The 26,727-nt window shown below is 39.7% G+C and carries 26 protein-coding genes; 11 read left to right on the forward strand and 15 right to left on the reverse strand.

The features are described from left to right. The first annotated feature begins 58 nt into the window (after positions 1–58). On the forward strand, positions 59–2,548 hold the full coding sequence (locus M472_RS37535) for a beta-N-acetylhexosaminidase (protein WP_021071128.1): 2,490 nt from the start codon (positions 59–61) through the stop codon (positions 2,546–2,548). Here the strand turns inward: M472_RS37535 and ytxJ are convergent. The 5 genes from ytxJ to M472_RS37560 all read right to left on the reverse strand — a co-directional run bounded on the left by ytxJ (position 2,538) and on the right by M472_RS37560 (position 7,011). Next, the gene (gene ytxJ, locus M472_RS37540) at positions 2,538–2,843 is read right to left on the reverse strand and encodes a bacillithiol system redox-active protein YtxJ (protein ID WP_235049514.1); all 306 of its coding nucleotides are present in this window, start codon (positions 2,841–2,843) and stop codon (positions 2,538–2,540) included. The genes M472_RS37535 and ytxJ overlap by 11 nt on opposite strands. A 31-nt stretch (positions 2,844–2,874) precedes the next feature. Further along, positions 2,875–3,597 carry a hypothetical protein gene (locus M472_RS37545; protein WP_021071130.1) on the reverse strand — a complete coding sequence of 241 codons (723 nt, stop codon included), beginning with the start codon at positions 3,595–3,597 and terminating at the stop codon, positions 2,875–2,877. Positions 3,598–3,781: 184 nt separating this feature from the next. Further along, positions 3,782–4,270: a 6,7-dimethyl-8-ribityllumazine synthase gene (gene ribH / locus M472_RS37550; RefSeq protein ID WP_021071131.1), complete on the reverse strand. Its 489-nt coding sequence runs from the start codon at positions 4,268–4,270 to the stop codon at positions 3,782–3,784. 70 nt (positions 4,271–4,340) lie between these two features. Then, a complete protein-coding gene (locus M472_RS37555) occupies positions 4,341–4,997 on the reverse strand; it encodes a tetratricopeptide repeat protein (protein WP_021071132.1) in 657 nt (218 codons plus the stop codon). A gap of 94 nt (positions 4,998–5,091) precedes the next feature. After that, the gene (locus M472_RS37560; protein WP_021071133.1) at positions 5,092–7,011 is read right to left on the reverse strand and encodes a polysaccharide biosynthesis protein; all 1,920 of its coding nucleotides are present in this window, start codon (positions 7,009–7,011) and stop codon (positions 5,092–5,094) included. A gap of 132 nt (positions 7,012–7,143) precedes the next feature. Between M472_RS37560 and M472_RS37565 the strand changes: the two genes are divergently transcribed. Further along, positions 7,144–8,355: an alanine dehydrogenase gene (locus M472_RS37565; RefSeq protein ID WP_021071134.1), complete on the forward strand. Its 1,212-nt coding sequence runs from the start codon at positions 7,144–7,146 to the stop codon at positions 8,353–8,355. A gap of 34 nt (positions 8,356–8,389) precedes the next feature. Then, complete coding sequence (locus M472_RS37570) at positions 8,390–9,244, forward strand: alpha/beta hydrolase (RefSeq protein WP_235049515.1); 855 nt, start codon at positions 8,390–8,392, stop codon at positions 9,242–9,244. A gap of 2 nt (positions 9,245–9,246) precedes the next feature. On the opposite strand, the gene M472_RS37575 is transcribed toward M472_RS37570, so the two are convergent. From M472_RS37575 to porX, 6 genes are all read right to left on the reverse strand, one after another. Further along, complete coding sequence (locus M472_RS37575; RefSeq protein WP_021071136.1) at positions 9,247–10,296, reverse strand: ABC transporter ATP-binding protein; 1,050 nt, start codon at positions 10,294–10,296, stop codon at positions 9,247–9,249. A 55-nt stretch (positions 10,297–10,351) separates the two neighbouring features. Next, complete coding sequence (locus M472_RS37580; protein WP_021071137.1) at positions 10,352–11,131, reverse strand: outer membrane beta-barrel protein; 780 nt, start codon at positions 11,129–11,131, stop codon at positions 10,352–10,354. Between the two features lie 4 nt (positions 11,132–11,135). Continuing rightward, complete coding sequence (locus M472_RS37585; RefSeq protein WP_021071138.1) at positions 11,136–11,903, reverse strand: hypothetical protein; 768 nt, start codon at positions 11,901–11,903, stop codon at positions 11,136–11,138. A gap of 6 nt (positions 11,904–11,909) precedes the next feature. Then, a complete protein-coding gene (locus M472_RS0122925; RefSeq protein ID WP_022829399.1) occupies positions 11,910–12,446 on the reverse strand; it encodes an RNA polymerase sigma factor in 537 nt (178 codons plus the stop codon). Between the two features lie 68 nt (positions 12,447–12,514). Next, positions 12,515–12,931, reverse strand: coding sequence for a tRNA (adenosine(37)-N6)-threonylcarbamoyltransferase complex ATPase subunit type 1 TsaE (gene tsaE / locus M472_RS37590; protein ID WP_021071140.1), 417 nt, complete (start codon positions 12,929–12,931; stop codon positions 12,515–12,517). 15 nt (positions 12,932–12,946) lie between these two features. After that, on the reverse strand, positions 12,947–14,500 hold the full coding sequence (porX, locus tag M472_RS37595) for a T9SS response regulator signal transducer PorX (RefSeq protein WP_021071141.1): 1,554 nt from the start codon (positions 14,498–14,500) through the stop codon (positions 12,947–12,949). A 262-nt stretch (positions 14,501–14,762) separates the two neighbouring features. On the opposite strand from porX, the gene M472_RS37600 reads away from it, so the two are divergent. From M472_RS37600 to M472_RS37630, 7 genes are all read left to right on the forward strand, one after another. Continuing rightward, positions 14,763–15,998 carry an HD domain-containing protein gene (locus tag M472_RS37600; RefSeq protein ID WP_031301873.1) on the forward strand — a complete coding sequence of 412 codons (1,236 nt, stop codon included), beginning with the start codon at positions 14,763–14,765 and terminating at the stop codon, positions 15,996–15,998. A gap of 58 nt (positions 15,999–16,056) precedes the next feature. Next, the gene (gene lpxD, locus M472_RS37605; RefSeq protein ID WP_021071143.1) at positions 16,057–17,085 is read left to right on the forward strand and encodes a UDP-3-O-(3-hydroxymyristoyl)glucosamine N-acyltransferase; all 1,029 of its coding nucleotides are present in this window, start codon (positions 16,057–16,059) and stop codon (positions 17,083–17,085) included. A 29-nt stretch (positions 17,086–17,114) separates the two neighbouring features. Then, on the forward strand, positions 17,115–18,506 hold the full coding sequence (locus tag M472_RS37610) for a bifunctional UDP-3-O-[3-hydroxymyristoyl] N-acetylglucosamine deacetylase/3-hydroxyacyl-ACP dehydratase (protein ID WP_031301874.1): 1,392 nt from the start codon (positions 17,115–17,117) through the stop codon (positions 18,504–18,506). Between the two features lie 17 nt (positions 18,507–18,523). After that, complete coding sequence (gene lpxA / locus M472_RS37615) at positions 18,524–19,318, forward strand: acyl-ACP--UDP-N-acetylglucosamine O-acyltransferase (RefSeq protein WP_021071145.1); 795 nt, start codon at positions 18,524–18,526, stop codon at positions 19,316–19,318. An 18-nt stretch (positions 19,319–19,336) separates the two neighbouring features. Next, a complete protein-coding gene (locus M472_RS37620; protein WP_021071146.1) occupies positions 19,337–19,957 on the forward strand; it encodes an ABC transporter ATP-binding protein in 621 nt (206 codons plus the stop codon). An 81-nt stretch (positions 19,958–20,038) separates the two neighbouring features. Beyond that, positions 20,039–20,599: an elongation factor P gene (gene efp, locus M472_RS37625; protein ID WP_021071147.1), complete on the forward strand. Its 561-nt coding sequence runs from the start codon at positions 20,039–20,041 to the stop codon at positions 20,597–20,599. 86 nt (positions 20,600–20,685) lie between these two features. After that, positions 20,686–21,258, forward strand: a complete 573-nt coding sequence (locus M472_RS37630) for a 5-formyltetrahydrofolate cyclo-ligase (protein WP_021071148.1) — start codon at positions 20,686–20,688, stop codon at positions 21,256–21,258. A 56-nt stretch (positions 21,259–21,314) separates the two neighbouring features. Here the strand turns inward: M472_RS37630 and M472_RS37635 are convergent, their stop codons facing one another. The 4 genes from M472_RS37635 to M472_RS37650 all read right to left on the reverse strand — a co-directional run bounded on the left by M472_RS37635 (position 21,315) and on the right by M472_RS37650 (position 25,029). After that, positions 21,315–22,607 carry a sugar MFS transporter gene (locus M472_RS37635; RefSeq protein WP_021071149.1) on the reverse strand — a complete coding sequence of 431 codons (1,293 nt, stop codon included), beginning with the start codon at positions 22,605–22,607 and terminating at the stop codon, positions 21,315–21,317. 266 nt (positions 22,608–22,873) lie between these two features. Next, the gene (locus M472_RS37640; RefSeq protein WP_021071150.1) at positions 22,874–23,305 is read right to left on the reverse strand and encodes a hotdog fold thioesterase; all 432 of its coding nucleotides are present in this window, start codon (positions 23,303–23,305) and stop codon (positions 22,874–22,876) included. Between the two features lie 4 nt (positions 23,306–23,309). Beyond that, on the reverse strand, positions 23,310–23,828 hold the full coding sequence (locus tag M472_RS37645; RefSeq protein WP_021071151.1) for a DinB family protein: 519 nt from the start codon (positions 23,826–23,828) through the stop codon (positions 23,310–23,312). After that, positions 23,809–25,029, reverse strand: coding sequence for a sensor histidine kinase (locus M472_RS37650; protein WP_021071152.1), 1,221 nt, complete (start codon positions 25,027–25,029; stop codon positions 23,809–23,811). The genes M472_RS37645 and M472_RS37650 overlap by 20 nt, the downstream gene beginning before the upstream one ends. Before the next feature lie 147 nt (positions 25,030–25,176). On the opposite strand from M472_RS37650, the gene gltX reads away from it, so the two are divergent. Next, positions 25,177–26,697 (forward strand): glutamate--tRNA ligase, encoded by a 1,521-nt coding sequence (gltX, locus tag M472_RS37655; protein ID WP_021071153.1) that lies wholly within the window; start codon positions 25,177–25,179, stop codon positions 26,695–26,697. The last annotated feature ends 30 nt before the right edge of the window (positions 26,698–26,727 follow it).

Consider the following 26,727-nt stretch of genomic DNA (forward strand, 5'->3'; position numbering starts at 1 on the left):
AATTGTTTTTTTTAATGCAATTGTATTTGTATTTTTAAATATCAATCAGAACTTGAATATGGGTAAACTATTTCTAACGACGTTTTTAGCGTTTATTTCTATGGGGCATGCGGTGCTTGCTCAACAAACTACAGTGGCTGAACAGGCTCAATTAAGCTGGAGAACAAGCCAAAGCTATAATGGCAGTGATAATTTAGATTTGGTATTAGTTATCAGAAATATATCGACTGCTGATCTGGATTTGAGTAAATGGGATTTGTGGTTTAACACAATGTATCCAGTGATTGACAAGAAGACAGAAAAATATGCGTTTTCCAATCAACGAGGCAATCTGTTTAAACTGGAGTTTGCCAATCAGATTTTAGCACCTAATGATTCGTTGGTGACGGTGTATACCACTCAATATGCAATCTCCAATATCTCAACAGTGCCCAATGGTTTTTATTTTCAAGACAAAAATGATCCAAAGGTTTATCACGCTGTAGAGAATGTTTCTTATGATCCTATCACACTCCCAGCCTTACAACAGAATAGTTTTAATGCCTCTCTATATGCACGTAATGAAAAGCTAAACAAGAATGCCACAGTACCATTGATTTTCCCCACTCCTAAGTCAATACGTTCGAGAAAGGGAAGTTATGAGCTGCCTGCAACAGTAGGTTGCTTTGTGTCGCCGGGTTTAAGTATGGGATTAGGGGCTATTAATGGAGTGCCTGCTATTGAAGGTCTGAAGGTTGTTCCTTCTAAAGAGAAAGACGCTCAACTTGTCATTAAGCAAGTTGATGGGTTGAATAGGGAAGGGTACAGGTTGTCGGTTTCTAATGATGGAATACACGTTGAAGCCAGTTCAGGGGCTGGTGCCCAGTATGCATTGCAGTCGTTGGTCTCTCTTTTGAGTCCTGCCATGTATTTTTCGCACGAAGCTCGTCATATTCCTTATGTTCAGATTGAGGATGAGCCAAGGTACGCATACCGGGGTTTCATGATGGATATCGCACGGAATTTTAAGGATAAAGCTGTTATCTTAAAGTACTTGGACTTGATGGCGAGGTATAAGCTTAACGTATTCCATTTTCATTTTATAGACGATGAGGGGTGGCGTATAGAGATCCCATCTCTTCCTGAGCTTACTGCTATCGGTGCCGTAAGGTCTCCTTTGTTTAAAGATGGGAGTTCTTTGCAACCAGGCTATGGGTCAGGAGGGAACCATGGTTATAATCAGTTTTTAAGTAGGGCAGATTTTATTGAAATCCTAAGGTATGCTCATGACCGTAATATTGTTGTCGTCCCAGAGATAGAAACTCCAGGCCATGCAAGAGCAGCAATAAAGGCGATGGAAGCGCGTTATGAGCATTTTATGGCCTTAGGAAAGCAGGCGGAGGCGGAGAGATATCTGCTGTACGATCCAGAGGATCGTTCAGAATACAATTCTGTACAGCATTTTGGTGATAATGTCATCAACCCAGCACTGCCCTCTACGTACGCATTTTTAGAAAAAGTGATAGACGAGTTTATCGCTATGTACAAAGAGGCAGGTATCCCATTCAAGAAGATTTCTATTGGTGGTGATGAGGTACCTAGTGGCGTATGGACCAAGTCACCTCGGATTGATGCGCTGATGAAGAAAGAGGGCATGAAGTCTACACATGAGGTCTGGCCTTATTACATACAGCGAGTGAATGAAATTTGTACCGCAAAGGGATTAGATATGGCGGGTTGGGAAGAGATTGGCATGGTTAATAAGGGAGATGGGATGGTGGTGAACCCAATGTTACCTAATAAGTCGAATATCCAGGTGGATGTCTGGAATAATGTAATAGGTGGAGGGCAAGAAGATCTTGCATATAGGTTGGCAAATGCGGGTTATCAGACTGTTCTTATCAGTGCCTCTAATATGTATTTCGATATGATGTGGAATACTAATTTTATGGAGCCTGGCTTAAAATGGGCGACGTACGCTGATTTATTCCATTCCTACTCGTTATTGCCAGAAGTTTTTTTTGCCAATATAGACACTTATTACAGTGGAGAGAAGTTGGGGAAAAAAGGATTTGCTAATCGTGTTAGGTTGACGGAGAAAGGAAAAGCTAATTTTTTGGGTATAAAAGGTGGATTGTGGGCCGAGACTGTTCTGACAGAAGAACAGATGGATTACTTGGTATTTCCTCGTTTTTTTGCGCTGGCAGAACGAGCTTGGTCTGCTAAACGCAACTATGAAGATGAAGCTGGGTTTAGCTTGAAGGGTATAGAAAATGACTATGCTGGTTTTATTCATAAAGTAGGGCTTCATGAATTGCCCAAGTTGGCGCCAAATGTCAAGTTTAGACTTCCGGGAGTCGGTTTAAAGGAGATCAACGATGCTGTGTATGCCAATGCTGAATACCCAGGCTTTTCTATTTATTATACTTTGGATGGCACTTTACCTTCTTTAGAGAGTAATCGTTATGAGAAAGGGCAACCTGTCGTTTATAAACAAGGGCAAACTTTGGCTTTTGCTGTGATTGATCAGGAGGGACGTCTAGGGCAGGTTTCTTATTTTAAGAAATAAAAGGTACAATATCTCGCATTTCGATTTCGGAATGCGAGGCATTGTAAATACATTTTTGTCCTCGAACAACAAGCAATTGAGGGGATTCATGCTTTACTTCCCAAAGCTGTTCTATTGCGTTAGAAATTTCCCGATAAGCAATTAAATCTAGATAATATATAACCGTGCCTTCTGGGATGAGGTTCTTGTCTTGTTCTAGATTTCGTTTAGCCATCGCACTTACTGGGCAACGCGTACTATGTTTAAATAGAATATAGGTGGTATCGCAGGCATACATATCCTGCAGTAAGTTCATTGAGGTAATATCTTTCCAAATCATGCTGTACTTAAAAATCGGTGAATTTTCCTGCTTCCATTTCCGTAAAGGCTGCTACTGTTTGGAATCGATAAGTTTCTCGATTCTCGAAGACTGTAGGCAGTAAGATCCCTTCTCCTATATCTTTGGTTACCGAGGTTTTGAATGCTGTATGGTCTATACTGATGGATTTAATCTCGCCTTTATTAGTCACTGATATCTTGCCGTCTATCGCAGTATCACCAAATGTGGGGAGATGGGAAAACGAAATGATATTAACTTTATCCGCATCGAATATCTTTTGAGATACATCAGTGATGCTAGAAGGATTGTTGCTCAAAAAAGCAGGAAGAAAAAGCATTTGGGTGTCGTTGAAAAACTGGGTGAATATGTTCTCTGCCAAGTCAGCTATATTTTCTTTACTTTCTTGTGTGTTGATAAAATATTTTTTTGTTCTCTTTGTCTTATAGTTGAATAGCAGAACGATATTTTCGCTGTTTTTGTTGGTTCCTTCAAAGCGACAGTCTCCTGTTCTTTTGTCAATGAGAAAAGTACGGTCATTACCAAATCCAGCGATATTTGATGGACCAACAGCCGTGTAGAGTAAATAACGGGTATTGGCCCATTTATTGGCTTCTCCTGTAGATAATTCAACGAGATTTTTGCCGTTCTGTTGCTCCTGTGCATTCAGCGTCCAGGGAGCGAATAAAAGTACGGATCCAATGAAGAAAAGTGTAAATCGAAAGTGTCTCATATCACTATTTTTTTTACATCTGTAAACAATTATCTTGTCCTATGTTTTTTCTTTGGATATGTGTTGTAGGCAGCGCATGTCGATTGTGTGCCGCAAGATGATAAAATCGCGGTAACAATAATTAGACAGCTCAAAAAGACTAACTTCCTGTTCATGTTCTAAAGATTATCAAAAACAATACCAACTAGAATGATTTGGCTATATGACACATTTGAATTGCTGTGATCGCTGCTTCTTCCCCTTTGTTGCCATGTTTTCCGCCTGCGCGATCCAAAGCCTGTTGCATATTGTCTGTAGTTAATACGCCAAAGATAACAGGTTTATTGTGTTTGATGCTGACATTTGCAATTCCATTAGCGACGGCATCACAGATAAAGTCAAAATGACGGGTCTCTCCCTGTATAACGCACCCCAGGCAGATGACTGCATCGAACTGTTTGTTTCTAAGGGCTATATCTGCTCCTGAGATGAGCTCATAGCTGCCAGGGACCTCGATGACCTGAATGTCTTCTTCAGTAGATCCATGTTTTAATAAGCCGTCTACTGCACCTGCGAGCAATGCTCCTGTAATATCGGCATTCCATTGCGCCACTACAATCGCAAATTTTATTCCTTTTGCACTTTTAACTTGTAGATGTGAAAAATCAGATAAATTTTTTAAGCTACTTGACATGATGAAACTCTGTTTTTTAATTAAAAAGGCCGCTTATGAAGCAGCCTTTTTAATATGTTTTATAATAATATTATTGTTTTGCTTGTACACGAGCTAGTGGCCCATCTATTGTAGAAGCTTCTGCGCTTTCCGGGTATTCTGTTTTGATTTTAGAATAAGCCTCTTCCGCCTGTTTGTTTTCATTCAGTTGTTCATAGACTAGACCTAGTTTTTTTAGAAACAACGGTGTTGTATAGGAATTTTTCGACTTATCGGCAGCTTTCTTGTAGTAGTCAGCCGCGTTCTTATAGTCGTGGCTTTCTGAATACGCATCACCAATGAGTCCGATTATTAATGGATCCAGTATCTCACTACCTGTTTCGGTGTATTTTTTAAGATATTTGATGGCCTCTTGGAAATTCTGTTGACGCAAGTATAGGCCGCCCAAATAAGCGTTAGCGATATTTGCTGAAGGCGTATTTGAATATTCATCTGCGATTTCTTTGAAACCCAAAAATGCTCCGTCACCTTCTATCGCCTTTTTCTGTAAGGAGTCAATTAAAGCATATTCTTCTGCTTTATACATAGCATCAGTAGCTTTTTCAGCCCGAGGGGCAAGATAGAACTTTTGATATCCAATATAAAGTAAAATCAATACAATGATTCCTCCTAGGATAAAAACCACACTCTTTTGATTGTCTTGAAAAAATGAACCCTTTTTCTCGGTTGAATTGATATTCGTTGACATTAGTTTATTTTAAATAATTATACGGAACGCAAAAATACACTTTTATTAAATATTTGCAACACTTTGTTGTTATAAAATGCTAATTTATTGCCTCTTAAGAGGTACGAACTTCTCGGTGTTTGTCCAATAGTTCGTATTCTGAGTTTTGACTCTTAAATTCGGGAACAATAACTTTCATTTGTCTGACGATGTTCGTATTGTGTTGTGAGGCTGTAATCTCCAATAGCTTTTCTAGTTGATTAGATATTGTTTCGAAATCGTTGTCCCTGACTTTTGCAATCATGATCTTTTGATGATGCGTAGGCAGGGTGTTCTCTAAGTCATTGAGTAACTCCTCATATAGTTTCTCGCCAGGTCGTAAACCGGTGAATTTTATTTCTATATCTTGGTTGGGGATATAGCCGGATAGCTTGATCATTTTCTGGGCCAAGTCCACAATTTTGACTGATTTTCCCATATCAAATACGAATATCTCTCCGCCTTCTCCCATGCTTCCTGCCTCGATAACAAGTTGACACGCTTCTGGAATAGTCATAAAGTAGCGGGTTATTTCGGGATGAGTTACGGTTACGGGACCACCCTTTTCGATCTGTTCTCTGAATCTAGGTATTACCGAACCATTCGATCCCAGTACATTGCCAAAGCGAGTGGTGATAAATTTTGTCCCTGTTTTGTTCTCCTTATTTATTTTGGTATTGAGTGACTGTACGTATATCTCTGCTATACGCTTAGTCGCTCCCATCACATTTGTTGGGTTGACCGCTTTGTCCGTGGATACGAAGACAAACTTTTGCACATTGAAATCTACGGCGAGATTTGCTAGGTTCATCGTACCAAAAATATTTGTCTTTACCCCCTCTATAGGGTGGTTTTCCATCATAGGGACATGTTTGTAAGCAGCGGCGTGGTATACAACATGCGGTCTGAAAGTCTCAAACAATATTTTCATCCGCTCTCTACTCTTGACATCTGCAATAAAAGTATGAAAGAGCTGATCCTTAAAATTTTCTTGAAGGTCTAATTGCAGATTATGTAATGGGGATTCAGCTTGATCACACAAAATAATCATTTGTGGACTATACTGTCCGAGTTGTTTGGCTATTTCGCTTCCAATTGACCCGGCAGCACCTGTTACTAATATCCGTTTGCCCCGTAGTTGTTCCAGAACAGCCTCATTTTCTAACTTGATAGTAGATCTGTCCAGTAAATCTTCTATCCTGACATTTTTTATTTGGTTGACCGTCAGGTCTCCATTCATTATTTTTTTGATCGGAGGAAGCGTTAGTACAGACACGTTGTGTTCAAGGCATACTTCTATAATCTCTGATTTTTTATCAGGAGGGATAGATGGGGTTGCGATGATGAGTTCGTCTACAGCACATTTGTAGATGACTTTGGTTAGCTCTTCAGAGCCAAATATCTTAACGCCATCAATGGATTTTCCAATTTTGGAAGAGTTGTCATCCAAATAGCCTACAATGATTTTGTTAGACGTTAGGTCATGGTCAAATGTTCTTTTTACCGCTATACCTAACTCTCCAGCTCCAAATACTAACGTGTTTTTCTTGATTTTTCGTGCTGTCTTGGAGTATTGAAAAAATATTTTGATCGAAGTCCTATAAGTGATCAATCCTGCAAAAAGAAATAGCGAGTAGATAATGATAAGTCTGCTGTCTATGAATTTGGGTGCGCGAAATGCCAGTCCAAAAAGCTTAAGTGCAAAAAGTATAATGATAGTAAATAAGATCGTTGATAATATTCTTATGGAATCGGCAGCACTGGTGTACCTAACAATCCCCGAATACAGCCGAAATATAGAAAAGGATATCGCTGTGGCGCCAATGCACAATAGAAATTGTGTGGCAAATTCATTTGGCGAAATCGTGTAAAATTGAAAGTTATGAAAGAGCGCAAATGCAGTTAAAAATGTTACTGCAGCAACAAATAGATCCAACGAAAAAATAATCCATCTAGGGACAATCTTGACATGATTGATGACTCTGAATAATTTCATTTATAATCTTACGTGGTGATCATTACAAATGTAGCAGAAAATTGTAAGAGTTTTATCTTTATTGTTTTTGTGGCGTTAATTGGTTGAAACTTACTATAATATATTTATATTTACCTCACTAATTAGTTCGAGATGGGTAATATGACTAGGATTGCATCAGAGGTGTTTGGACAGACTCAAGAAGCTTATAAATCGATAAGAAGTTCGAAATGTAAACTTATCATCGGTATACCAAAAGAGATTGTTTTTCAGGAGAATAGGATAGCGTTGACCCCTTTGTCTGTGGCGCTTTTGGTAGAACACGGGCACGAGGTTCTTATAGAGAGTGGTGCGGGACAGGCCTCTAATTTCCTGGATCACCATTATAGTGAACAAGGGGCGCAGATCGTTTATGAGAAAGAAAGAGTCTTTAAAGCGGATATCATTATTAAGATTGCAAGTCCGACTATTGAAGAAATCGCCTTGATGAAAAATAAGCAAATTCTGTTATCATCACAACAGCCTTCGTTAATGGATTTGGAGGTCTTGAAGGCTATGATGAAGAAACAGATCACTGCATTGTCCTATGAGTATCTTCAAGACGAGGGTGGGCATCTCACGGTTGTACGTGCTATGAGCGAGATTGTGGGTGCAACTTCTATTTTGATAGCAGCCGAGTATTTGTCTAATGTTTTTGAAGGGAAGGGATTGATGCTGGGGGGAGTCACCGGTGTGCCTCCTACAGAAATCGTGATTATCGGCGCGGGTACAGTCGGGGAATTTGCGGCAAGAACTGCTATCGCACTGGGTGCTCAGGTTAAGGTTTTTGACAGCTCGGTATTCAGATTGCGTAGGTTGCAAAATAATGTTGGTACACGGGTGTTTACTTCGGTAATCCAACCGATTATTCTAAATAAAGCTATTTTATCTTGTGATGTTGTGATTGGAGCGTTGAGAGCAAAGAACGGACGTTCGCCGTGTATAATCTCGGAGGAGACGGTTTCTAAGATGAAACCAAATTCTGTTCTCATTGATGTTTCCATCGATCAAGGTGGTTGTTTTGAGACTTCGGAGATTACCTCTCACGATCGTCCTGTCTTCAAGAAATATGAGGTTATTCATTATTGTGTTCCTAATATCGCATCGAGGGTAGCCCGTACAGCGACTTATGCTATGACCAATATATTTACCCCTATTTTGTTACAGATAGCAGATTATGGCGGGATAAGCAATTTGATATGGGGGCATACAGGGGTGCGCAATGCTGTTTATTTGTATCAGGGAAGCTTGACGAATAAGGATATGGCTGAAAAGTTTGATATTCCTTATAAGGACTTGAGTTTGATGATTGTTGTAAATCAATAGGGGAGCAAAAATGCAGCCGATTGAATATGCGTGTGTGTTCATTTTTTTTATGATGATGATTGAGCTTGGAATTGGACAAGAAAAGGTTGAGTTTTATCCAGAAGGGATTCTAAATGTACAAGAAGGTGTAGATCTAGGGGACAATATTCCTGCATTATATTGTTATAGACCAGAAAAACAGATACAAACTAAGGTTTTTTTGATTATTCCCGGTGGGGGATACTCGCGTGTAGCTATGGGGCATGAGGGGCACGATGTGGCAAAGCGTTTACAGGGGCTCGGCTATGCTTCTTATGTACTTCGTTATAGGTTGCCCGTAGATAGTCAGATGCTGGACAAAAGAATTGCACCGCTACAAGATGCACAGACTGCCATTGCCTATATCCGAAAAAATGGGAAGGCAGATGGCATTGATGTTGGACAGCTCGGCGTTTTAGGGTTTTCGGCAGGAGGACATCTAGCATCGACCTTGTCCACTCATTTTGACACCTCTTATATTGGGGAGACAGAAGCAGGAAGTCTAAGGCCTGATTTTTCAGTGTTGGTTTATCCTGTTATTACGATGCTAGACGGTATTACACATCAAGGATCAAAGAAAAACTTGATAGGACCGGTTTTTAAAGATAGTGATGTGATGCGGTTTTCTAATGAAAAGCAGGTCAGTCCTTATACCCCTTTGACTTATCTTGTGCATGCAGAGGACGATGGTGGTGTTCCAATAGCAAATAGTCTTCTGTATCAAGAAGCTTTGAATAGATATGGGATTCCCAATGAATTATATCGTTATCAATTGGGAGATCATGGATTTGGTCTGTTTAATAAGAAAGAGGATGGAGATTGGTTTGCTGCTATGTTGGCTTGGCTTGACAGACAGTTTCTGCTTCTCTGATTTTAGTTGTTAAATGTGATGTGCTGTTTTATATGTAATTTCACAGGGCTGTTTTTAGGAAGAGGGGTAGGCGTATTTACAATAGCATGTAGAGATAGTGTTCCATTTCCTATAACATATTCTTTGTAGAAGCCTCTAAAGCGGATGTTTTTAATCCAAAAATCTCCATTTTCATCCGGGACGACATCAATCCATTCTTGATGGATGGCAATGGGTTCGGATGTGTGTATGGGAATGCTTAATGCCTGATTTTTTGTCAATACATTGCTTTTCGCTAATAATATGGCTGTATACGGGTTTCGAGGAGTATAGTACAATGATTCAGGAGATCCTAAGTCTACAATTTTTCCTTGCTTCATGACGATCAGCGCATCCGCCATGGCCAATACTTCGGCTGGGTCGTGTGAGACAAGGATTACGGTAAGACCGAGCTCGTCCACAATCTGGCGAATGTCCTGTTGTAAATCATCTCTAAATGCGGCATCTACTTGGTTAAAAGGTTCGTCCATCAATAGTACCTCCGGTTCATTGATAAGAGCCCTTGCGATCGCCACACGTTGGCGTTCTCCACCACTCAGATCCGCAACACGTTGCTGGGCGAGATGATCTATTTTTAAACGCTGTAACATCTCTTCTGTTCTTGACTTCTTATGGTCTAGGTTGGTGTTGGGCAGTTGAGAAGCTATGTTGTCCCAGACTTTGGCATATAAATTTAAGTCGTCGAAACCTTGCGAGACCAGTTTCATTGCATCGTGACCGGGGATCAGTTTGTCTTTTCGAGTAGGGACTAGCCATCCTTTGTACCGAATCTCACCAGATTGAGGTTCTAAAAGACCGTATATCAGTTTTAATAATGTACTTTTTCCACTCCCTGATTCGCCTATGATCGCTGTTATTTGACCTTGTTGAATATCGAAATCCACATTATCTACCGCGACGACACGTATTTTGCCGTCAAATATGCTGCTGACCTGACGGCCATGTATTAATGACACATCTGTTTTTTGTATATCAGAAGGAACATATTGACAAGAGGATTTAGATTGAGCCATAAAAAATGCCGAAATGTGATTTCGGCATAAAAGTAATGATTTTTTCTATTAAGGCCTAAAAACCTAGGGTGAGTCCAAAAGTGAAATTATTTAAACCTTTTTGGTCAGGGCTGTTTTCAAACATATCATTGACATAGTATTTGGCAAACACACCAAAATAATCATAACCTACACGTACAAAGGGACCGTATTGAAAGCTTGCAAGGTTGTAGTTGTCTCTGAACTTTTGTTTACCTTGTTCTTTGCTCTTTAGTCTTTGGGTACCTTTTAGTAGGATTCCAGTCATAGCCCCAAAGGCAACTTTTACACGATCTCCTTTTGTATTTTGAGCGCTGCGCCACTCCAAAGCGAGGGGTAGTCTAAGGTAGGTTGAAGTCAGTATATTTTTGGAGTAGTTTACCTCATTGGGGTCGATATCCTTATAAGATAGCGATTGTGCATCTTGCTCTAAAACGATGTTTTTTTTCAGACGTAGGTAGTTCCACTCAAAGCCGGTCGAAAGATAGGTCTTGAAGTTGTCGTTAAATCTTACGCCGAATTGGAGGATGTCAAATCCAAAATTAGATGCTTTTTTGTATGTTAAGAAATCATTGTCTTCCGAGAGCGTGAATTTTCCATCATCCATTATTCTGGAGAATCCCCAGTCGATACGTGTGAAGGTGAGCCCGCCAAAAACCCTAGGGTACTTGGTGTTATTTGATTTGTCTTTAATACCTATGCTAATTTCTAGGTCTTTATCCTGTTGGTCGGTAGCCTCTTGTGCTTGAGCAGAAGATAGGGATAAGGAGATGAATAGTAGTCCTAAGACGCCATGTTTAAGATTGAATGCTTTCATCGTTCTATTTTTTTTTGTTACGGTTTTTAACTAGTGAGTTTATTATATCTATACGAAAAGAGCCTTCTTCATCTGCTCGAAATCGAATATCCTTTGTGGTACTTACTTCCAGTTTGTCTGATATCGTATTTAATATAGATGTTACTATATTCTGATTTGATGACTCATGCGACGTGTTGGCGTACATGCTTTCTGTCTCTTCTTCAAAACTTATTAACGGTTTTATTCCTTCTATTTCTGTGACTTGACGCACAGGTAGATCTGTTGTGTTGCGTTGTGACAGACTTTGTGCACTGGCGAGCATAGGTTTTGCCGGTTCTACATCATCGGTCGATAGGATTATTTGTTTTCTCTTCTGCTCTAAGTGATCATTTGTTGTACCTCGTGCGAGTCGTGCTGCTGGTATGGGCAGAGGTGTTGTTCTTTCTTGCTCTGTTCTTTCTTTGGACGTTACCTCAGAGGTGGCGGTCTGTTCTTTTTTTATAGCACTTGGTAAAGGGAAGCTGTCTTTATCAGATATTATGCTTACGTTTTTTTCTGGTGTAAAGTGATGGCTGTCATTGTCTATCTTTAACCATGTAAGGACAGAGCCAAGTATCAGGATGGCAGCGGCAGCATATTTCAACCAGGTATTTCTCCCCGTTGGAATCTGGATCACTTGTTTCTGTTCATCCAGCTGTTTTTCAATTTTCTCCCATACGTTTTGATCTGGTGTTTCTTCTGCTTCATGAAAAGCATTTCGAAACAATGTATCGATTTCTTCCTCTTTCATGATGACTTAATGCATTAACTTTGTCAATTTACTTTGTAACCAATGTCTAGCTCTAGAAAGCTGTGATTTGGAACTGCCCTCCGAGATATCCAACATTTCAGCAATTTCTTTGTGGGTGTATCCCTCTATGGCGTACAGGTTAAAAACCGTGCGATAGCCTAATGGCAATTGTTGTACTAGAGCTAAGAGATCCTTATACGCCGTCTGATCTGTACCGATTTGACTTGTCAGCTGACAGGCATCATTTGCTTCTATGGATTCGGTGTTTTTTTCTTTATTTTTCCGATAGGTTTCTATGGCGACATTGATCATGATTCTTTTGATCCAGCCTTCTAGAGACCCCACTCCATCATATAGATGGTGCTTGGTAAAAATCTTGACAAACCCATTCTGCAAGATGTCTTCTGCCTCAAGTGTCGTGTTTGCATATCGCATGCATACAGCCAACATTCTCTTTGAAAAATAGTCATATAATGCAGCCTGTGCTTTTCTGTCTTCTTTTTTGCACGCTTGCCAGATTATATATAGATTATTATTTTCCAATTAATTGATGTTGGTTAATAGGAAGACGATGGAATGCAGCAAAAGGTTGCGCAGCTTATCGAAAAAAATTATTTTTTCTCAATGGATATTGTTCTGGCTTGAAAATCAACTACCGTAATGTTGATTTTAATGGCATCCACCGGTAGTAGATTTGGAATCTTTTCTGGCCATTCTACAAAGCAATAATTGCCAGAATAGAAGTATTCTTCGTATCCAAAATCAAAAGCTTCGGATTCACTCTTTAGTCTATAAAAATCAAAATGGAAGATAGGACCATTGTCGGAGGCGTATTCATTGACTATGGAGAATGTGGGGCTAGACGTATGGTCCTGTACACCGAGCTGTTGACAAAGCTCATTGATCAAGGTTGTTTTTCCTGCTCCCATTGTCCCGTAGAAAAGAAATACCCGGCTGTCCGGATATATTTCTATAATCTGTGCTGCCGCTCCTTTTAATTCCGTTAAAGCTTTTACATTGATTTCCATAGGGGACAAAAATACCTATTTTGGTATATATGTAGCATACGGGATGATCATTTCCTCTAACGATATACCCCCATGTTGAAATGTACCGCTATAATAATTTACAAATTGATTGTAGTTGTTCGGGTAGACAAAGTATATTTCTTCTTTAGCGAAAACAAAAGTGGAGCTGACATGCAGTTTGGGGAGCTGTGCTTCGTGTGGATTACGTATAATAAAAACATCTTTGTCTATATAATTGAGGTTTTTACCTTGTTTGTATCTCAAGTTGGTGTTTGTATTTCTGTAACCTATAACTTTACTCGGCTTTTTTACCTGAATCGTTCCATGGTCTGTTGTGATAATCACACGTACTTTTTTTTGAGATAGCCATTTTAAAACATCAAACAATGGGGAATGCTCAAACCAAGATACTGTCAATGAGCGGTAGGCTGCCTCGTCATTCGCTAGCTCTCGGATCATGGCCATGTCGGTTCTTGCATGGGAGAGCATATCTACAAAATTGTAAACAAGTACATTCAGGTCATTTTGCATGTAGTTGCTGATATTGTCTAGAACTTCTTTTCCTTGCTCAAGAGTAAGTATCTTGGTGTAACTGTGCTTGATCTCTCTTCTGTATAATCGCTTGATCTGATCTGCAAGGAACTTGTCTTCATGCATGTTTTTCCCGCCTTCGTCTTCATCGTTTTGCCAAAGATCAGGAAAACGCTTTTCCATTTCTAAAGGTGTGAGTCCACTGAAGATAGCATTCCGCGCATATTGTGTAGCAGTAGGTAGTATGCTGTAGTAATTGTCTTCTTCTTCAAGTCTAAAGTAATCGGTGATCACATCGTTTACTACTTTCCATTGATCGTATCGTAGATTGTCGATTAAGAAGAAAAATGTGGGTTTTTCGGGCTGAAGATTTGGAAATACTTTTTTTCTGAACAATTGATGGGATAATACGGGGCTGGTGTCGGGATTGTTAATCCACTTGAGATAGTTCCTTTCTATAAATTTAGAAAAGGTGGTGTTGGCGTCTGCCTTCTGCATTGTGAGAATCTCATGCATACTTTCATCTTCTAACTTTTCTAGAGACAGTTCCCAATAGATAAGTTTTTTATAGACGTCGGCCCATTCGTCAAAATTTAAATCATTATTGATGATCATACCCAAGTTCCTGAATTCTTGTTGGTAGGCCATCGATGTTTTTTCGTTGACGATCCTTTTGTTTTCTGTAAATTTCTTTATCGTTAGTAGAATTTGCCTGGGATTTACTGGTTTGATCAGATAATCATCAATTTTTGCTCCTATGGCATCCTCCATGAGATGCTCCTCTTCGTTTTTTGTTACCAGTATAGTCGGAGTGGTTGGATTTATCGTTTTGAGTATACTAAGTGTTTCTAATCCTGTAAGGCCGGGCATGTTCTCGTCTAAAAAAACCAGGTCGAAAGGCTCTTGTTTGAAAGCATCTACAGCATCGTTGCCATTGTTGACGGTTCGTACCTTGAACCCCTTTTCTTCAAGTAGAAGAATATGAGGTTTGAGAAATTCAATTTCGTCGTCTGCCCAAAGTATATGTGTTTTTGCCATGTTGTTCTGTGATATTTTACAATTGCTGCTACAGTGTTGTTAAAACAAGCCCGATTAGGTTAGCAGAATTTGATAAGTCGAAAAGCCAATTTTTCAATATAAACTTATATTTGAAACTAACCTAGTTAGAATCCCGATAAAACGCTATTTTTTAACATTAATTAACTGCATTGTGTGTATCTTTGCGCTTATCTTAGATGATATGCTTGTAGATTTTAATCGACAAGTTTAAAATTACGAAAACTCTTAAAGATTAGTGGGATTGAATAAGAAAAAAATCATTAATGATCCTGTCTACGGTTTTGTCACGATTCCGTCGGGCTTGATCTTTGATTTAATCGAGCACCCCTATCTACAACGGCTCCGTTATATTAAGCAGGTGAGTATGACGCATATGGTTTATCCTGGAGCGCTACATACCCGCTTTCAGCATGTTGTCGGTGCCATGCATCTTATGCAATTAGCGATAGATACGTTGAGAAGTAAAGATGTCGATATCAGTTTGGAAGAAGAGGAAGCGGCACTCATCGCTATCTTATTGCATGATATTGGACATGGTCCATTTAGCCATTCACTAGAACATTCGCTTATTGAGGGAGTTTCACATGAAATGATCTCTGCCCTCTTAATGGATAGGTTGAATAAAGAGTTTAATGGACGCTTGTCTTTGGCGATTATTGTTTTCAATGGCCAATATCCGCGTCGATTTTTACATCAATTGGTTTCTGGACAATTGGATACAGATCGAATGGACTATTTGAATAGGGATAGTTTTTTTACGGGGGTGTCGGAGGGTGTGATATCTTTTGATCGTATCATTAAGATGCTTACCGTAAAAGATGGTGAGCTCGTTGTCGAAGCTAAAGGGATCTATTCTGTAGAGAAGTTTTTGATTGCTCGCCGTCTCATGTATTGGCAGGTTTATCTGCATAAAACAGTGATCGCTGCGGAGCAAATGCTTATTAAAATATTGAAAAGAGCAAGAATGCTCTGCCAACGAGGTGAAGTGTTGTCTGCATCACCCGCTTTTTCCCATTTTCTATATGGACAGTTGGATGCAGTTTCATTCGTAAAAGATCCCGTTCATTTGGATTGGTTTACCAAACTGGATGATACAGATATTCTGTCCGCTATAAAGGCCTGGGAATCCCATAGTGATCCTGTGCTCCATATGTTGTGTCAACGTCTGTTGCAACGGAATCTTTTTGTGACGGAGATGAGGAGTCATGATTTTGATCAGAACGAGATCGATGAGGTAAAAAGAAAAGCAAAACAGTACTTTGGATTGAAAGATAGTGATATTGACTATCTTGTCTATCACCAAGAAGTACAAAACTCTGCATACAATGCAGAAAAGGAGCCCATAAAGATTTTAAATAATCGGGGTGAAATATTAGAGATTGCAGAAGCCTCCGATCTGTCAAATTTAGAGGCCTTGTCACGGCGGGTGGTGAAGTATGCCTTGACCTACCCAAAAGAGTTAAGGTCTGTGGAGTAGGTCATAGGAATAAAAAAGTTGAAAACAAATTGGGAAAAAAAGATACATTTGTAGTTAAATGCAATTTACAGCTGAACAAATAGCAACGTTACTGAACGGAACAATAGAGGGAGATCCTAATGTTTCGGTATCTCAATTGGCAAAAATTGAGGAAGGATCTGCCGAAACGTTATCGTTTCTATCTAATCCTAAATATGAACACTATATATATACCACGAAATCTGCGGTTGTCATCGTCAACCAAAATTTAGTGTTGCAAAAGGCAGTCTCTTGTACACTGATTCGCGTAGGCGATGCCTATTCTGCGTTTTCAGAATTGTTGAAGATTTATCACTCGTTACGCAATGAACGTTCGGGTAGAGACGAGCAGATATATGTTCACGAGACAGCGACAATTGGAGAAGGGGGATATATTGGTGCTTTTGCATATGTGGGACGTGATGTGACAATCGGGGACAATGTGAAAATATATCCACGAGTATATATTGGGGACAATGTTCGTATAGGAGATGATTGTGTGCTGTTTCCTGGAGTTACCGTTTATTACGACTGTGTCATTGGATCCAATGTGATTTTGCATGCAGGGGTTGTGATAGGGAGTGATGGTTTTGGTTTTGCGCCTCAACCGGACGGTAGCTATGAAAAGGTTCCTCAGATTGGCAACGTCGTAATCGAAGATTGTGTTGAAATAGGATCGAACACGGTGGTAGATCGAGCGACTATGGGATCAACAATAGTCCGAAAGGGCGTCAAGTTAGATAATTTGATTCAAATAGCACACAATGTCGAAATTGGCAACAATACAGTAATCGCTGCACAAACAGGGGTGTCCGGTAGTACTAAGGTCGGCAGTGGAGTGATCTTGGGAGGGCAGGTAGGAATAGTGGGACATATTACGATCGCTGACGGTACACAGGTGCAAGCGCAATCTGGCATTAACAAAAGTATAAAAGAAGAAAATATGAAATGGGCGGGAACGCCTTTCGCCCCATTGACTGCCCATTTACGTTCTCAGGTTCTATACGCTAAGTTGCCAAGTTTGGAAAAACGTATAGCGGAGCTAGAACAGAAACTAAAAGATAAATAATAAAACCAATAGCCATAAATATGGAGGAAATGAACACGAAGCAACGGACTATAAAATCTGAATTAACTATTTCTGGTGTGGGCTTACACACAGGTAAATCAGTTACCCTGACTATAAAACCTGCTCCTGAGAATCATTGGTTTAAGTTCAGACGTGTTGATCTGGAAGGACAGCCTGTTGTCTCTGTTGATGCAGATAATGTGACAGATACATCTAGAGGTACAACCATATCTGAAAATGGTGCCTCCGTGAGTACAATCGAACATTTGATGGCGGCATTGATTGGTCTTCAAATTGATAACGTTTTGATTGATTTGGATGGCCCTGAAGTTCCTATTTTGGATGGTAGTTCAACTATTTTTTTGCAAAAGTTGAAGGAAATAGGTTTTGTAGATCAAGATGCCGATCGTGATTTTTACGAAATTAAAGAGAATATACATTACGTAGATGGAGATCGCAAGGTCGAAATCGTAGGTATGCCTTTGGATGGTTACCGATTGACTTGTATGATTGATTTCAACTCTCCTGTTTTGGGGAGTCAGCATGCTTCAATCAGTCAGATCGATGAGTTTGAAAAGGAGATTTCCTCTTCGCGTACATTCTGCTTTTTACATGAGTTAGAGGCTTTAGTAAATAATAATCTAATCAAAGGTGGCGATTTGTCAAATGCCATCGTTATAGTAGACAAAGAGGTCAGCACGGAGGAGCTGGATAAGTTACAGGATCTTTTCAATAAAAAAGTTACCGTAGCAGATGAAGGAATATTGGATAATATACAGTTGCGTTATCAAAACGAGCCTGCGAGACATAAATTGTTAGATATGATTGGCGATCTGGCGTTGGTTGGGCGCCCTTTGAAAGGGCACATCATGGCGGCAAGGCCTGGGCATGCGGCTAATGTTTCTTTTGCTAAACGTATTAAAAATCAAATTAAGCGAGATAAGGCTAAAAAGAAAATTAATACGTATGATATTCACGCTGCACCCGTTTACGACACGGTTCAAATTATGAATATTTTGCCTCATCGTCAGCCATTTTTGATGATTGATAAAATATTGGAACTTTCGGAAACACACGTGGTTGGGTTGAAGAATGTAACGGTGAATGAAGATCTATTTATGGGGCATTTCCCTGGTACTCCTATTTTTCCGGGAGTATTGCGTATAGAAGGAATGGCGCAGACAGGGGGGATATTGGTACTCAATACAGTGCCTGACCCGGAGAATTGGTTGACGCTTTTTTTGAAGATAGAAAGTGCACGATTTAAAAATCAGGTTGTTCCTGGTGATACAATTATCTATAGCTGTGAGTTGATGGAGCCTATCCGTAGAGGGATTGCACGTATGAAAGGAGTTGGGATGGTTGGAGAGAAGATCGTCTGTGAGGCAGAATTAATGGCGCAGATTATAAAAGTTAAGTAAGACAATAATTTAATTAAATGATACAACCGTTGTCATATATACATCCTGAAGCTAAAATAGCTCCAAATGTAGTCATAGAACCTTTTAGTACCATCCACAAAGATGTGGTAATCGGAGAAGGTACTTGGATAGGTTCGAATGTTACTATTATGGATGGTGCTCGAATCGGTAAGAATTGTAAGATATTTCCGGGAGCGGTTATCTCAGGAGAACCTCAAGATTTGAAGTTTGAAGGAGAGATCACTACTGCAGAAATTGGAGATAATACAACGATTCGCGAGTGTGTAACTATAAATAGAGGTACTCGTGATAGGTACAAGACCGTAATAGGAAAGAACTGTTTGATTCAAGCTTACAGCCATATTGCCCATGATTGCTTTGTCGGAGATAATTGTATCTTCTCTAACTCGAGCACTTTGGCCGGACATATTACCGTAGGTGATTATGTAGTCTTAGCAGGGTTGGTGGCTGTGCATCAGTTCTGTCAGATAGGTTCGCATGCTTTTGTAACCGGCGGTACTTTGGTGCGTAAAGATGTCCCCCCTTTTATTAAGGCGGCTCGTGAGCCTATTTCGTATGCAGGTGTCAATTCTGTAGGTCTGAGAAGGCGCGGTTATACTTCGGAGCAAATTGCCGAAATACAAAATATCTATCGGGTTCTTTTTGTTCAGAATAGAAATCTGTCGAAAGCATTAGATTTGGTTGAAGCCGAATTTGAAGCTACGGAACTTCGAGATGAGATTCTTGCTTTTGTACGTAACTCTAATCGCGGAGTTGTCAGAGGTTTTAATCAAGGCAAAATAGGTGTTTAATTTAAAAAGGTTCGATTATTGAATATAACTTTACACAATTTAGGAAGACGATTTAATCAAGAATGGATTTTTAGAAAAATTGATTATACATTTTCCGCCAATCACAAATATGCAATTTTAGGTCCCAATGGCTCAGGTAAGTCTACTTTGATCAAGACGTTGACTGGCCAACTTGCACCAAGCGAGGGGATAATCGAGTTTTCTTTGGCAGGTAATAGTATTCCTGTCGAAGAAATCTACAATTACATTTCTATAGCTGCACCCTATATTGAACTTATCGAAGAGTTTACATTGAGTGAACTGCTTGAGTTTCATTTTAAGTTTAAAACATACCTCCAGGGCTTTGACAAAGAAGCGATCATCTCGATCCTGGGGATGGATAAATCCCGCAATAAAGAAATCAAATATTTTTCGTCTGGGATGAAGCAACGTGTGAAATTAGCTCTAGCTTGTTGTAGCAATGCGCCTCTCCTGTTCTTGGACGAGCCTAACAGCAATATGGATACCGAGGGTGAGGGTTGGTATTTGGAACTTTTGGATAAAACATGTTGTAATAATAGAATTCTTATCATAGGCTCTAATCAAGAAAGGGAATATGAGTTCTGCGATGCTTTCGTTTCGATATTGGACTATAAGTAACCTAGATTAATCAAGTAACACTCTTGTACATGCAAGGCATTTTGTCTAAGTTTGTAGCAGAAAATAAAAAGTACAATTCCAATGGCTAAAGCTTCAGAAGTAAAATCAGGAAATATTTTGCGTTTTAACGGTGAACTAGTTGCGGTAGAAGAATATATACATCGTACACCTGGTAACTTGCGTGCATTCTATCAAGCTAGGATGCGAAATGTAAAGACGGGGAAGTTGGTTGAATATCGTTTTAGAGTGGACGAGACTGTCGAAATCGCACGTGTTGAGACCAGTGACTACCAATACCTTTATGAGGATGGGGATTTTTTCGTAGTGATGGATAACGACAGCTATGAACAATTCAATATCCCGAAATTTCTTTTTGGTGAGTCGGCACGGTTTTTGAAAGAAGGTATGAACGTAATTGTAGCGTTTGAAAGTGAAGAACCGATTATGGCGCAGACACCGAAGAGTGTAGAGTTGGAAATTACGTATACAGAACCTGCTGTAAAAGGAGATACTTCTACCAATGCTTTGAAAAAGGCAACTGTCGAGACAGGAGTAGAGATTAACGTGCCTCTTTTTATTAATCAGGGAGATAGAGTAAAAGTTGATACGCAAAGCGGCGATTACGTTGAGCGTGTGAAATAATAAAGATTTTAGGTTTAGGTTGATTATTCGGTCTTGTAAGCGCTCAGCTGCAAGGCCGTTTTTTATGTTCAAATAAGGCATCAAAAATGACGAAACAGGAATTACGGCTGCAGTATAAGGAAAGACGCACTCAGATTGATCCTTGTTTACGGGAAGCTTATGATGAAGCCCTTTTACTGACATTGAAGAGTTTGGATTGGTCGGGTGTAAACTTTGTGCATATTTATCTTCCAATGCAAGGAGCGACGGAGCCTGATACCTTACGTTTTAAGGAATGGTTGCAGCTTATGCATCCTGATATACGCTTTGTGATTTCTAGATCAGATTTTCAAAAGCGTGAGATGATGCATTATGTATGGGACGAGTCTACGGTTCTAGAAGTTAATAAATGGGGAATATTAGAACCTGTAGATGGATGCCTAGTAAAAGAGACGGCACTGGATGTGGTATTGGTTCCCTTGCTTGTTGTTGATCAGCTGGGCAATAGGGTCGGATATGGAAAAGGTTTCTACGATCGTTTTTTAGCAAAGTGCCGCCCTGAAGTCAAGACGGTAGGTTTGAGTTACTTTGAACCCGTAGACCATATATCAGACGTCGGTGAGTGGGATATTAGGCTGCAGTACTGTATTAGTCCTGCTGGAATACATCGATTTATATAATAAGAAAGGTGTTAGATATTATCTAACACCTTTCTTATTATATAAACGTCTATTGATTAATGCGTAACATTCTTTTTTCCTGCTTTGTGACCAGCAATAGCATAATATAAAATAAATAGATAACAAGGCAAAGCAATCCAATAGGCTTGATGTGAGCCGACAACATGTGCGATTTGTCCGTAGAGTAAAGGGATAATAGCTCCACCAGCTATACCCATTACTAACAATCCCGATGCAGCACTGGTGAATTTACCTACGCCTTTAAGCGCTAGAGGCCATATGGCTGGCCATATTAGGGAGTTCGCAAGACCTAATAAAGCTACAAAAAGTAAAGACGTCATACCTGATGTAACTACAATAGTAACCGTGAAAGCTATACCGAGGATTGCACATAGTTTTAATGCATTTTCTTGGCTGAGGTATTTGGGTATACATATAATACCGATGATATATCCTACTACCATTGCTCCCATAGTCAGTCCTGTAAAGAATTTAGCATCTTCTAGGCTCACCCCTTGTGATACACCATAAGCAATGATCGTGTCTCCGGCTAATACCTCGACACCTACATATAGGAATAGCGTTATGAAACCTAAGATGACGTGAGGGAAGCTCCATATGCTTTTTTTATCCTCTGCGACCGTGTGATGATCTGCTGTTTCTTCTTCATCTCCTTTTACTTCAGGCAGATTGGCTTTAGAAATCCAGATCGATAATAGGATCAAGACGATAACAATGCCTATATAGGGATTGACAACCTGTAGAGCGACCTGGTCTAGAGCAGCAGCATATTCTGTAGGGCTCATGCTATCCACTTGTTTGGTTATTTTGTCAGCCTCGCCAAGGTTTAAGAATAGTCCTAAGATAATAGGAGCTGCCGCACCAGCGAACTTGTTACAGATTCCCATGATGCTGATGCGTTTTGCTGCAGTCTCAACGGGTCCGATAATGGTAATGTAGGGGTTTGAAGCCGTCTGGAGTATCGCTAAGCCACCTCCCATGATAAATAAACCAATTAAGAAAATTATGTAGGTTCTGGAGAACGCTGCAGGTATAAAAAGTAAAGCACCTATAGCCATAATTCCTAAAGAGATGGACATTCCTTTTTTAAAGCCGTATTTGTCAAGTATCCATGTCGATACTGGTGCCATGACCAAATAGGCAATGTAAAAAGCAAAAGTAACGAAATACGATTGAACTTCTGTCAGCTCGCAAGCAATACGGAGATAGGGAATCAGGAGTGAGTTTAGCCATGTGACAAAACCGAAGATAAAGAAAAGTGCTCCGATGATTATCATCGGGCCAACCGTAGACTGGCCATTTTGAGCGTTTAGGTTTTTCGAATCCATTGATTGATTATATTTTGTAAAGTTTAAGTTTTTGTAACTACAAGACTAATAAAATTTATTCATTTAAAGAAGAAAAATGTATGTGGATGGTTGATCAGAGCTTGTTTTTTTGTGCCTTAAGGAGTATTAAAACCAATATTGCGGGTAAAGTGCTTAAAAAATAGAGAGACTTCGATGGGCGACGTCTCTCTATAACCTAAACCGTATCATATAACCAATAAATGAATGTTATATAATGTTACTACAATTAAAGGTTGAAAATGTTTTTATATTACTCTTGATTTTTCAATAATAGCGACAGTCAGTCTAGAAATGCAGATTAGATTTTCTTTTTCATCATACATTTTTATATCCCATACATGTGTCGTCTTTCCAATGTGTAGAGGTGAACATACGGCTTTGAGTATTCCTTGGGATGCCGAGCGGACGTGATTTGCATTGATGTCCAGACCTACTCCAGCATATTTGTCCGTATCAATTATTAGATTGGATGCGACACTGCCGATAGATTCAGCCAATACGACCGAGGCTCCACCATGTAAGATGCCGAAAGGCTGCCGTACGTGGTCTGTAATAGGCATGGTGGCGATTATATGATTATCTTGAATTTCGACAGCTTTAATGTCTAATAGTTTGGTCATGTACTTATCAAAGATACTATTGACCTCTTCTAATGTATATTTTTTATGCCAAATCATAATTTTATTCCTGAGGTTTTAAATATCGTTCCTGTAAAATGATACGATGGTGATTCAAGTGTCCTGCAACTACGTAAATAAAAGCCCGTACAGTTATCAATCGGTCAGATGCCATCCCTTTCCGCGCCAGCTCATGTTCATTAAAGGTGTCAAATAATATTAAGTTAGATTTGCGAACGGCGATAAATTCTTCGATAATACTGGTAAAAGTTCTTTCGTTATGTCTTCCATTGGCAACAAATTCGTCTTGTTCGAAAGAGGCAAGAGCTGTCATATCATTCCTGGCAAAGCGTAAAGCTCTATAGGACATAACGCGTTCGGTGTCGATAATATGGCAGAGTATTTCTTTTATGGTCCATTTTCCCTCCGCATAGGTATAAGTTCCTAGTTCTTCAGGGATGGCTTTTATGAAATCAGGAAAAGACTCCAGCTGATTTATGAGTTCTTCTTTCACGTCGCCGACGATGGTTTCAATATAATCATCGTATATGGCTGGATATTCGTCAGACTTGAGTGGGTTCATATTTTAAGTTGCTTTTTAGTATTATTCTGAAAGTCGTTCCTTTTCCTATTTCTGATTCCTTAACAAAAATTTGTCCTTTATGATAACTGACCATCCGCATCGTTAAACTCAATCCTAGCCCCCAGCCCCGTTTTCTTGTCGTGAATCCAGGTTGGAATATAGTCTCAAAATTTGATCGAGGTATACCTTTTCCTGTATCACTAATGTCTATAAAAATTTCCTCTTTTGCAATATTCTCTGTAATGAGGACCTTGATGGTACCCTCTGTACCTATTGCATTTACCGCGTTTTTTAACAGATTTTCTATTATCCAGTCAAATAATGGTACGTTGAGCATGGCTTCGACATGTTTATCTCCCTCTAGAAAAAATGCTATTTTGTCACTTGTTCGTATCTTGAAATAGTTGATAAAATCGTTGACAACCCTATAGACATTGTGATTGGAAAGAGAGGGGGTGGAGCCAATTTTTGAGAAGCGGTCAGCTACAATTTCCAGTCTTTCTACATCGCGTTCCATTTCATTGACCACGTCATCATTCTCCGCATCATATTTCAGACGGATCAGTTCTATCCAGCCCATGAGCGAGGATATAGGTGTTCCCAATTGATGAGCCGCTTCCTTAGCCATACCCACCCAAACTAGATTCTGCTCTGATTTTTTTATGGAGTTGAATACGGTGTAGGCTATGGTAAGGAAAATAGCGATAAGGGAAAGCTGTATATAAGGGAATATACGGAGCTGCTGCAGCGCACTGGAATCTTTGTAGTAGACAAACCAAGACTCTCCAGTATCTAAATCCAACATGATAGGTGGATGCATGCCCTTCATGATATGTAGCTGTTTTTGAAAATAATCAGGGTCATATACCACTCCCTCGTTATGTTCTTCTTCTTTTATATTCGTTTTTGTACTGTCCAAACCCCGCCAGAAAATGATATTCCCTTTTGAGTCAGTAATGATTGCGGGCAATGATAGACTATCCCGTACTGCATAGATAAAGCTTATAAAGTCGTCATCAACGTCAGGCATGGTCATGATGCTTCTTGTGCTCATGGCCCACACTTCGGCTTTGGTACGTTCGGATGTTGACAGGTTTTTAACCAAGTAATTGGTATATAGCAGAGAGGCTATACCAATCATTGCTGCAAAAAACAACAATACGATTTTCCAGACCTGTTTATTATACTTATAAGGATTCATTTGCGCGTGTATCAGTATGCAAAATACTGATTTTATTGAAAATTTCTTTTAAAATGTAACTGCCGATAGCAATGCAAACATCGATTGCCTTTTAATTTTGCAAATTCTATGCTATAGGAATCATTCAGAAATCAGTAATTTTGCATTATGAGTTTGCAGAAAAAAGTTAGGGTGCGTTTTGCACCAAGTCCTACAGGAGGATTGCATTTGGGCGGGGTAAGAACAGCTTTGTTCAATTATTTGTTCGCTAAACAGCATAAAGGTGATTTTATCTTGCGCGTTGAGGATACCGATCAAACTCGGTTTGTGCCTGGAGCAGAAGAGTATATTAACGAATGTTTGGCTTGGTGCGGAATCTTACCTGACGAAAGTCCTGCTAAACCAGGGGCTTTTGGACCCTACAGGCAGAGCGAGCGTAAGCCTTCCTATAGGCAATATGCAGAGCAATTAATTGCATCGGGACAGGCTTATTACGCATTCGATACTCCTGAGGAGTTGGATGCATTAAGACAGACACAGCCTAATTTTCGCTATTCGCACGAGAATAGAATGGAGTTACGTAACTCACTTAGCTTATCTGTTGAAGAAACACAACAGCTATTGGCAGACAATGCACCGCACACCGTAAGAATTAAGATGCCTGAAGATCATATCGTATCTTTTGATGATATGATTCGTGGACGTGTCTCGTTTGAGACCAGATTGGTCGATGATAAGGTATTATTGAAGGCTGACGGTATGCCTACATATCACCTGGCGGTAGTGGTCGATGATAAGGCGATGGAAATATCACACATCTTCAGAGGAGAAGAATGGTTGCCATCTGCACCTGTTCATTTATTGTTGTGGGAATATCTTGGTTGGTCTGCGGATATGCCGCAATGGGCACATTTACCTTTAATCTTAAAGCCAGACGGTAATGGCAAATTAAGTAAGCGTGATGGTGATCGTCTTGGTTTTCCTGTTTATGCAATGAATTGGACAGATCCGAAGACTGGGGATTTGACAAAAGGGTTTAGAGAGTTGGGATTCTTACCCGAAGCATTTGTCAATATGTTGGCGGTATTGGGGTGGAATGATGGGACGGAACAGGAAATTTTCACACTGTCTGAATTGATTTCGAAATTTTCTGTGGAAAGAATCAACAAATCAGGAGCAAAATTTGACTTTGAGAAGGCGAAGTGGTTCAACCATGAATGGATTAAAAACATGGATAATGCAGACCTCTTGCCATTGGTGAAGGCGAGTTTTGATCAATATGAGGTCAGTGGAGTTGAAGATGCTTCTGTTAGCGCTGTTTTATCGGCTGTAAAGGATAGAATGACTTATATTTCTGATTTCTGGGGGCAGGCATCTTTCTTTTTTCAGGTACCCGAAAATTATGATGTGGATGCAGTCAAGCCTAAATGGAATGCCGATAAAACTAAATTTTTCGAAGATATCTTATTGGAGTTTGAAAATATAGAATGGAAATCGACGGTACTAGAGCCTTTCTTTAAGGAGCGTGTACAGGCTTCGGGAATGAAAATCGGGGAATTGATGATGCCTTTCCGTATTATGTTAGTGGGTGGTAAATTTGGGCCAGATGTGTTTCTTATTGCGGAGCTTCTTGGTAAAAATGAGGTGATAAATCGAGTGAAAGTTGCTCTCAACATATTTAATGGTTAATTTAGATTCTTTAGAATCTAAACCAAATTT

Origin of the sequence: Sphingobacterium paucimobilis HER1398 (genome assembly GCF_000416985.1) — a bacterium.
In the GTDB taxonomy this organism is placed as follows: Bacteria; Bacteroidota; Bacteroidia; order Sphingobacteriales; family Sphingobacteriaceae; genus Sphingobacterium; species Sphingobacterium paucimobilis.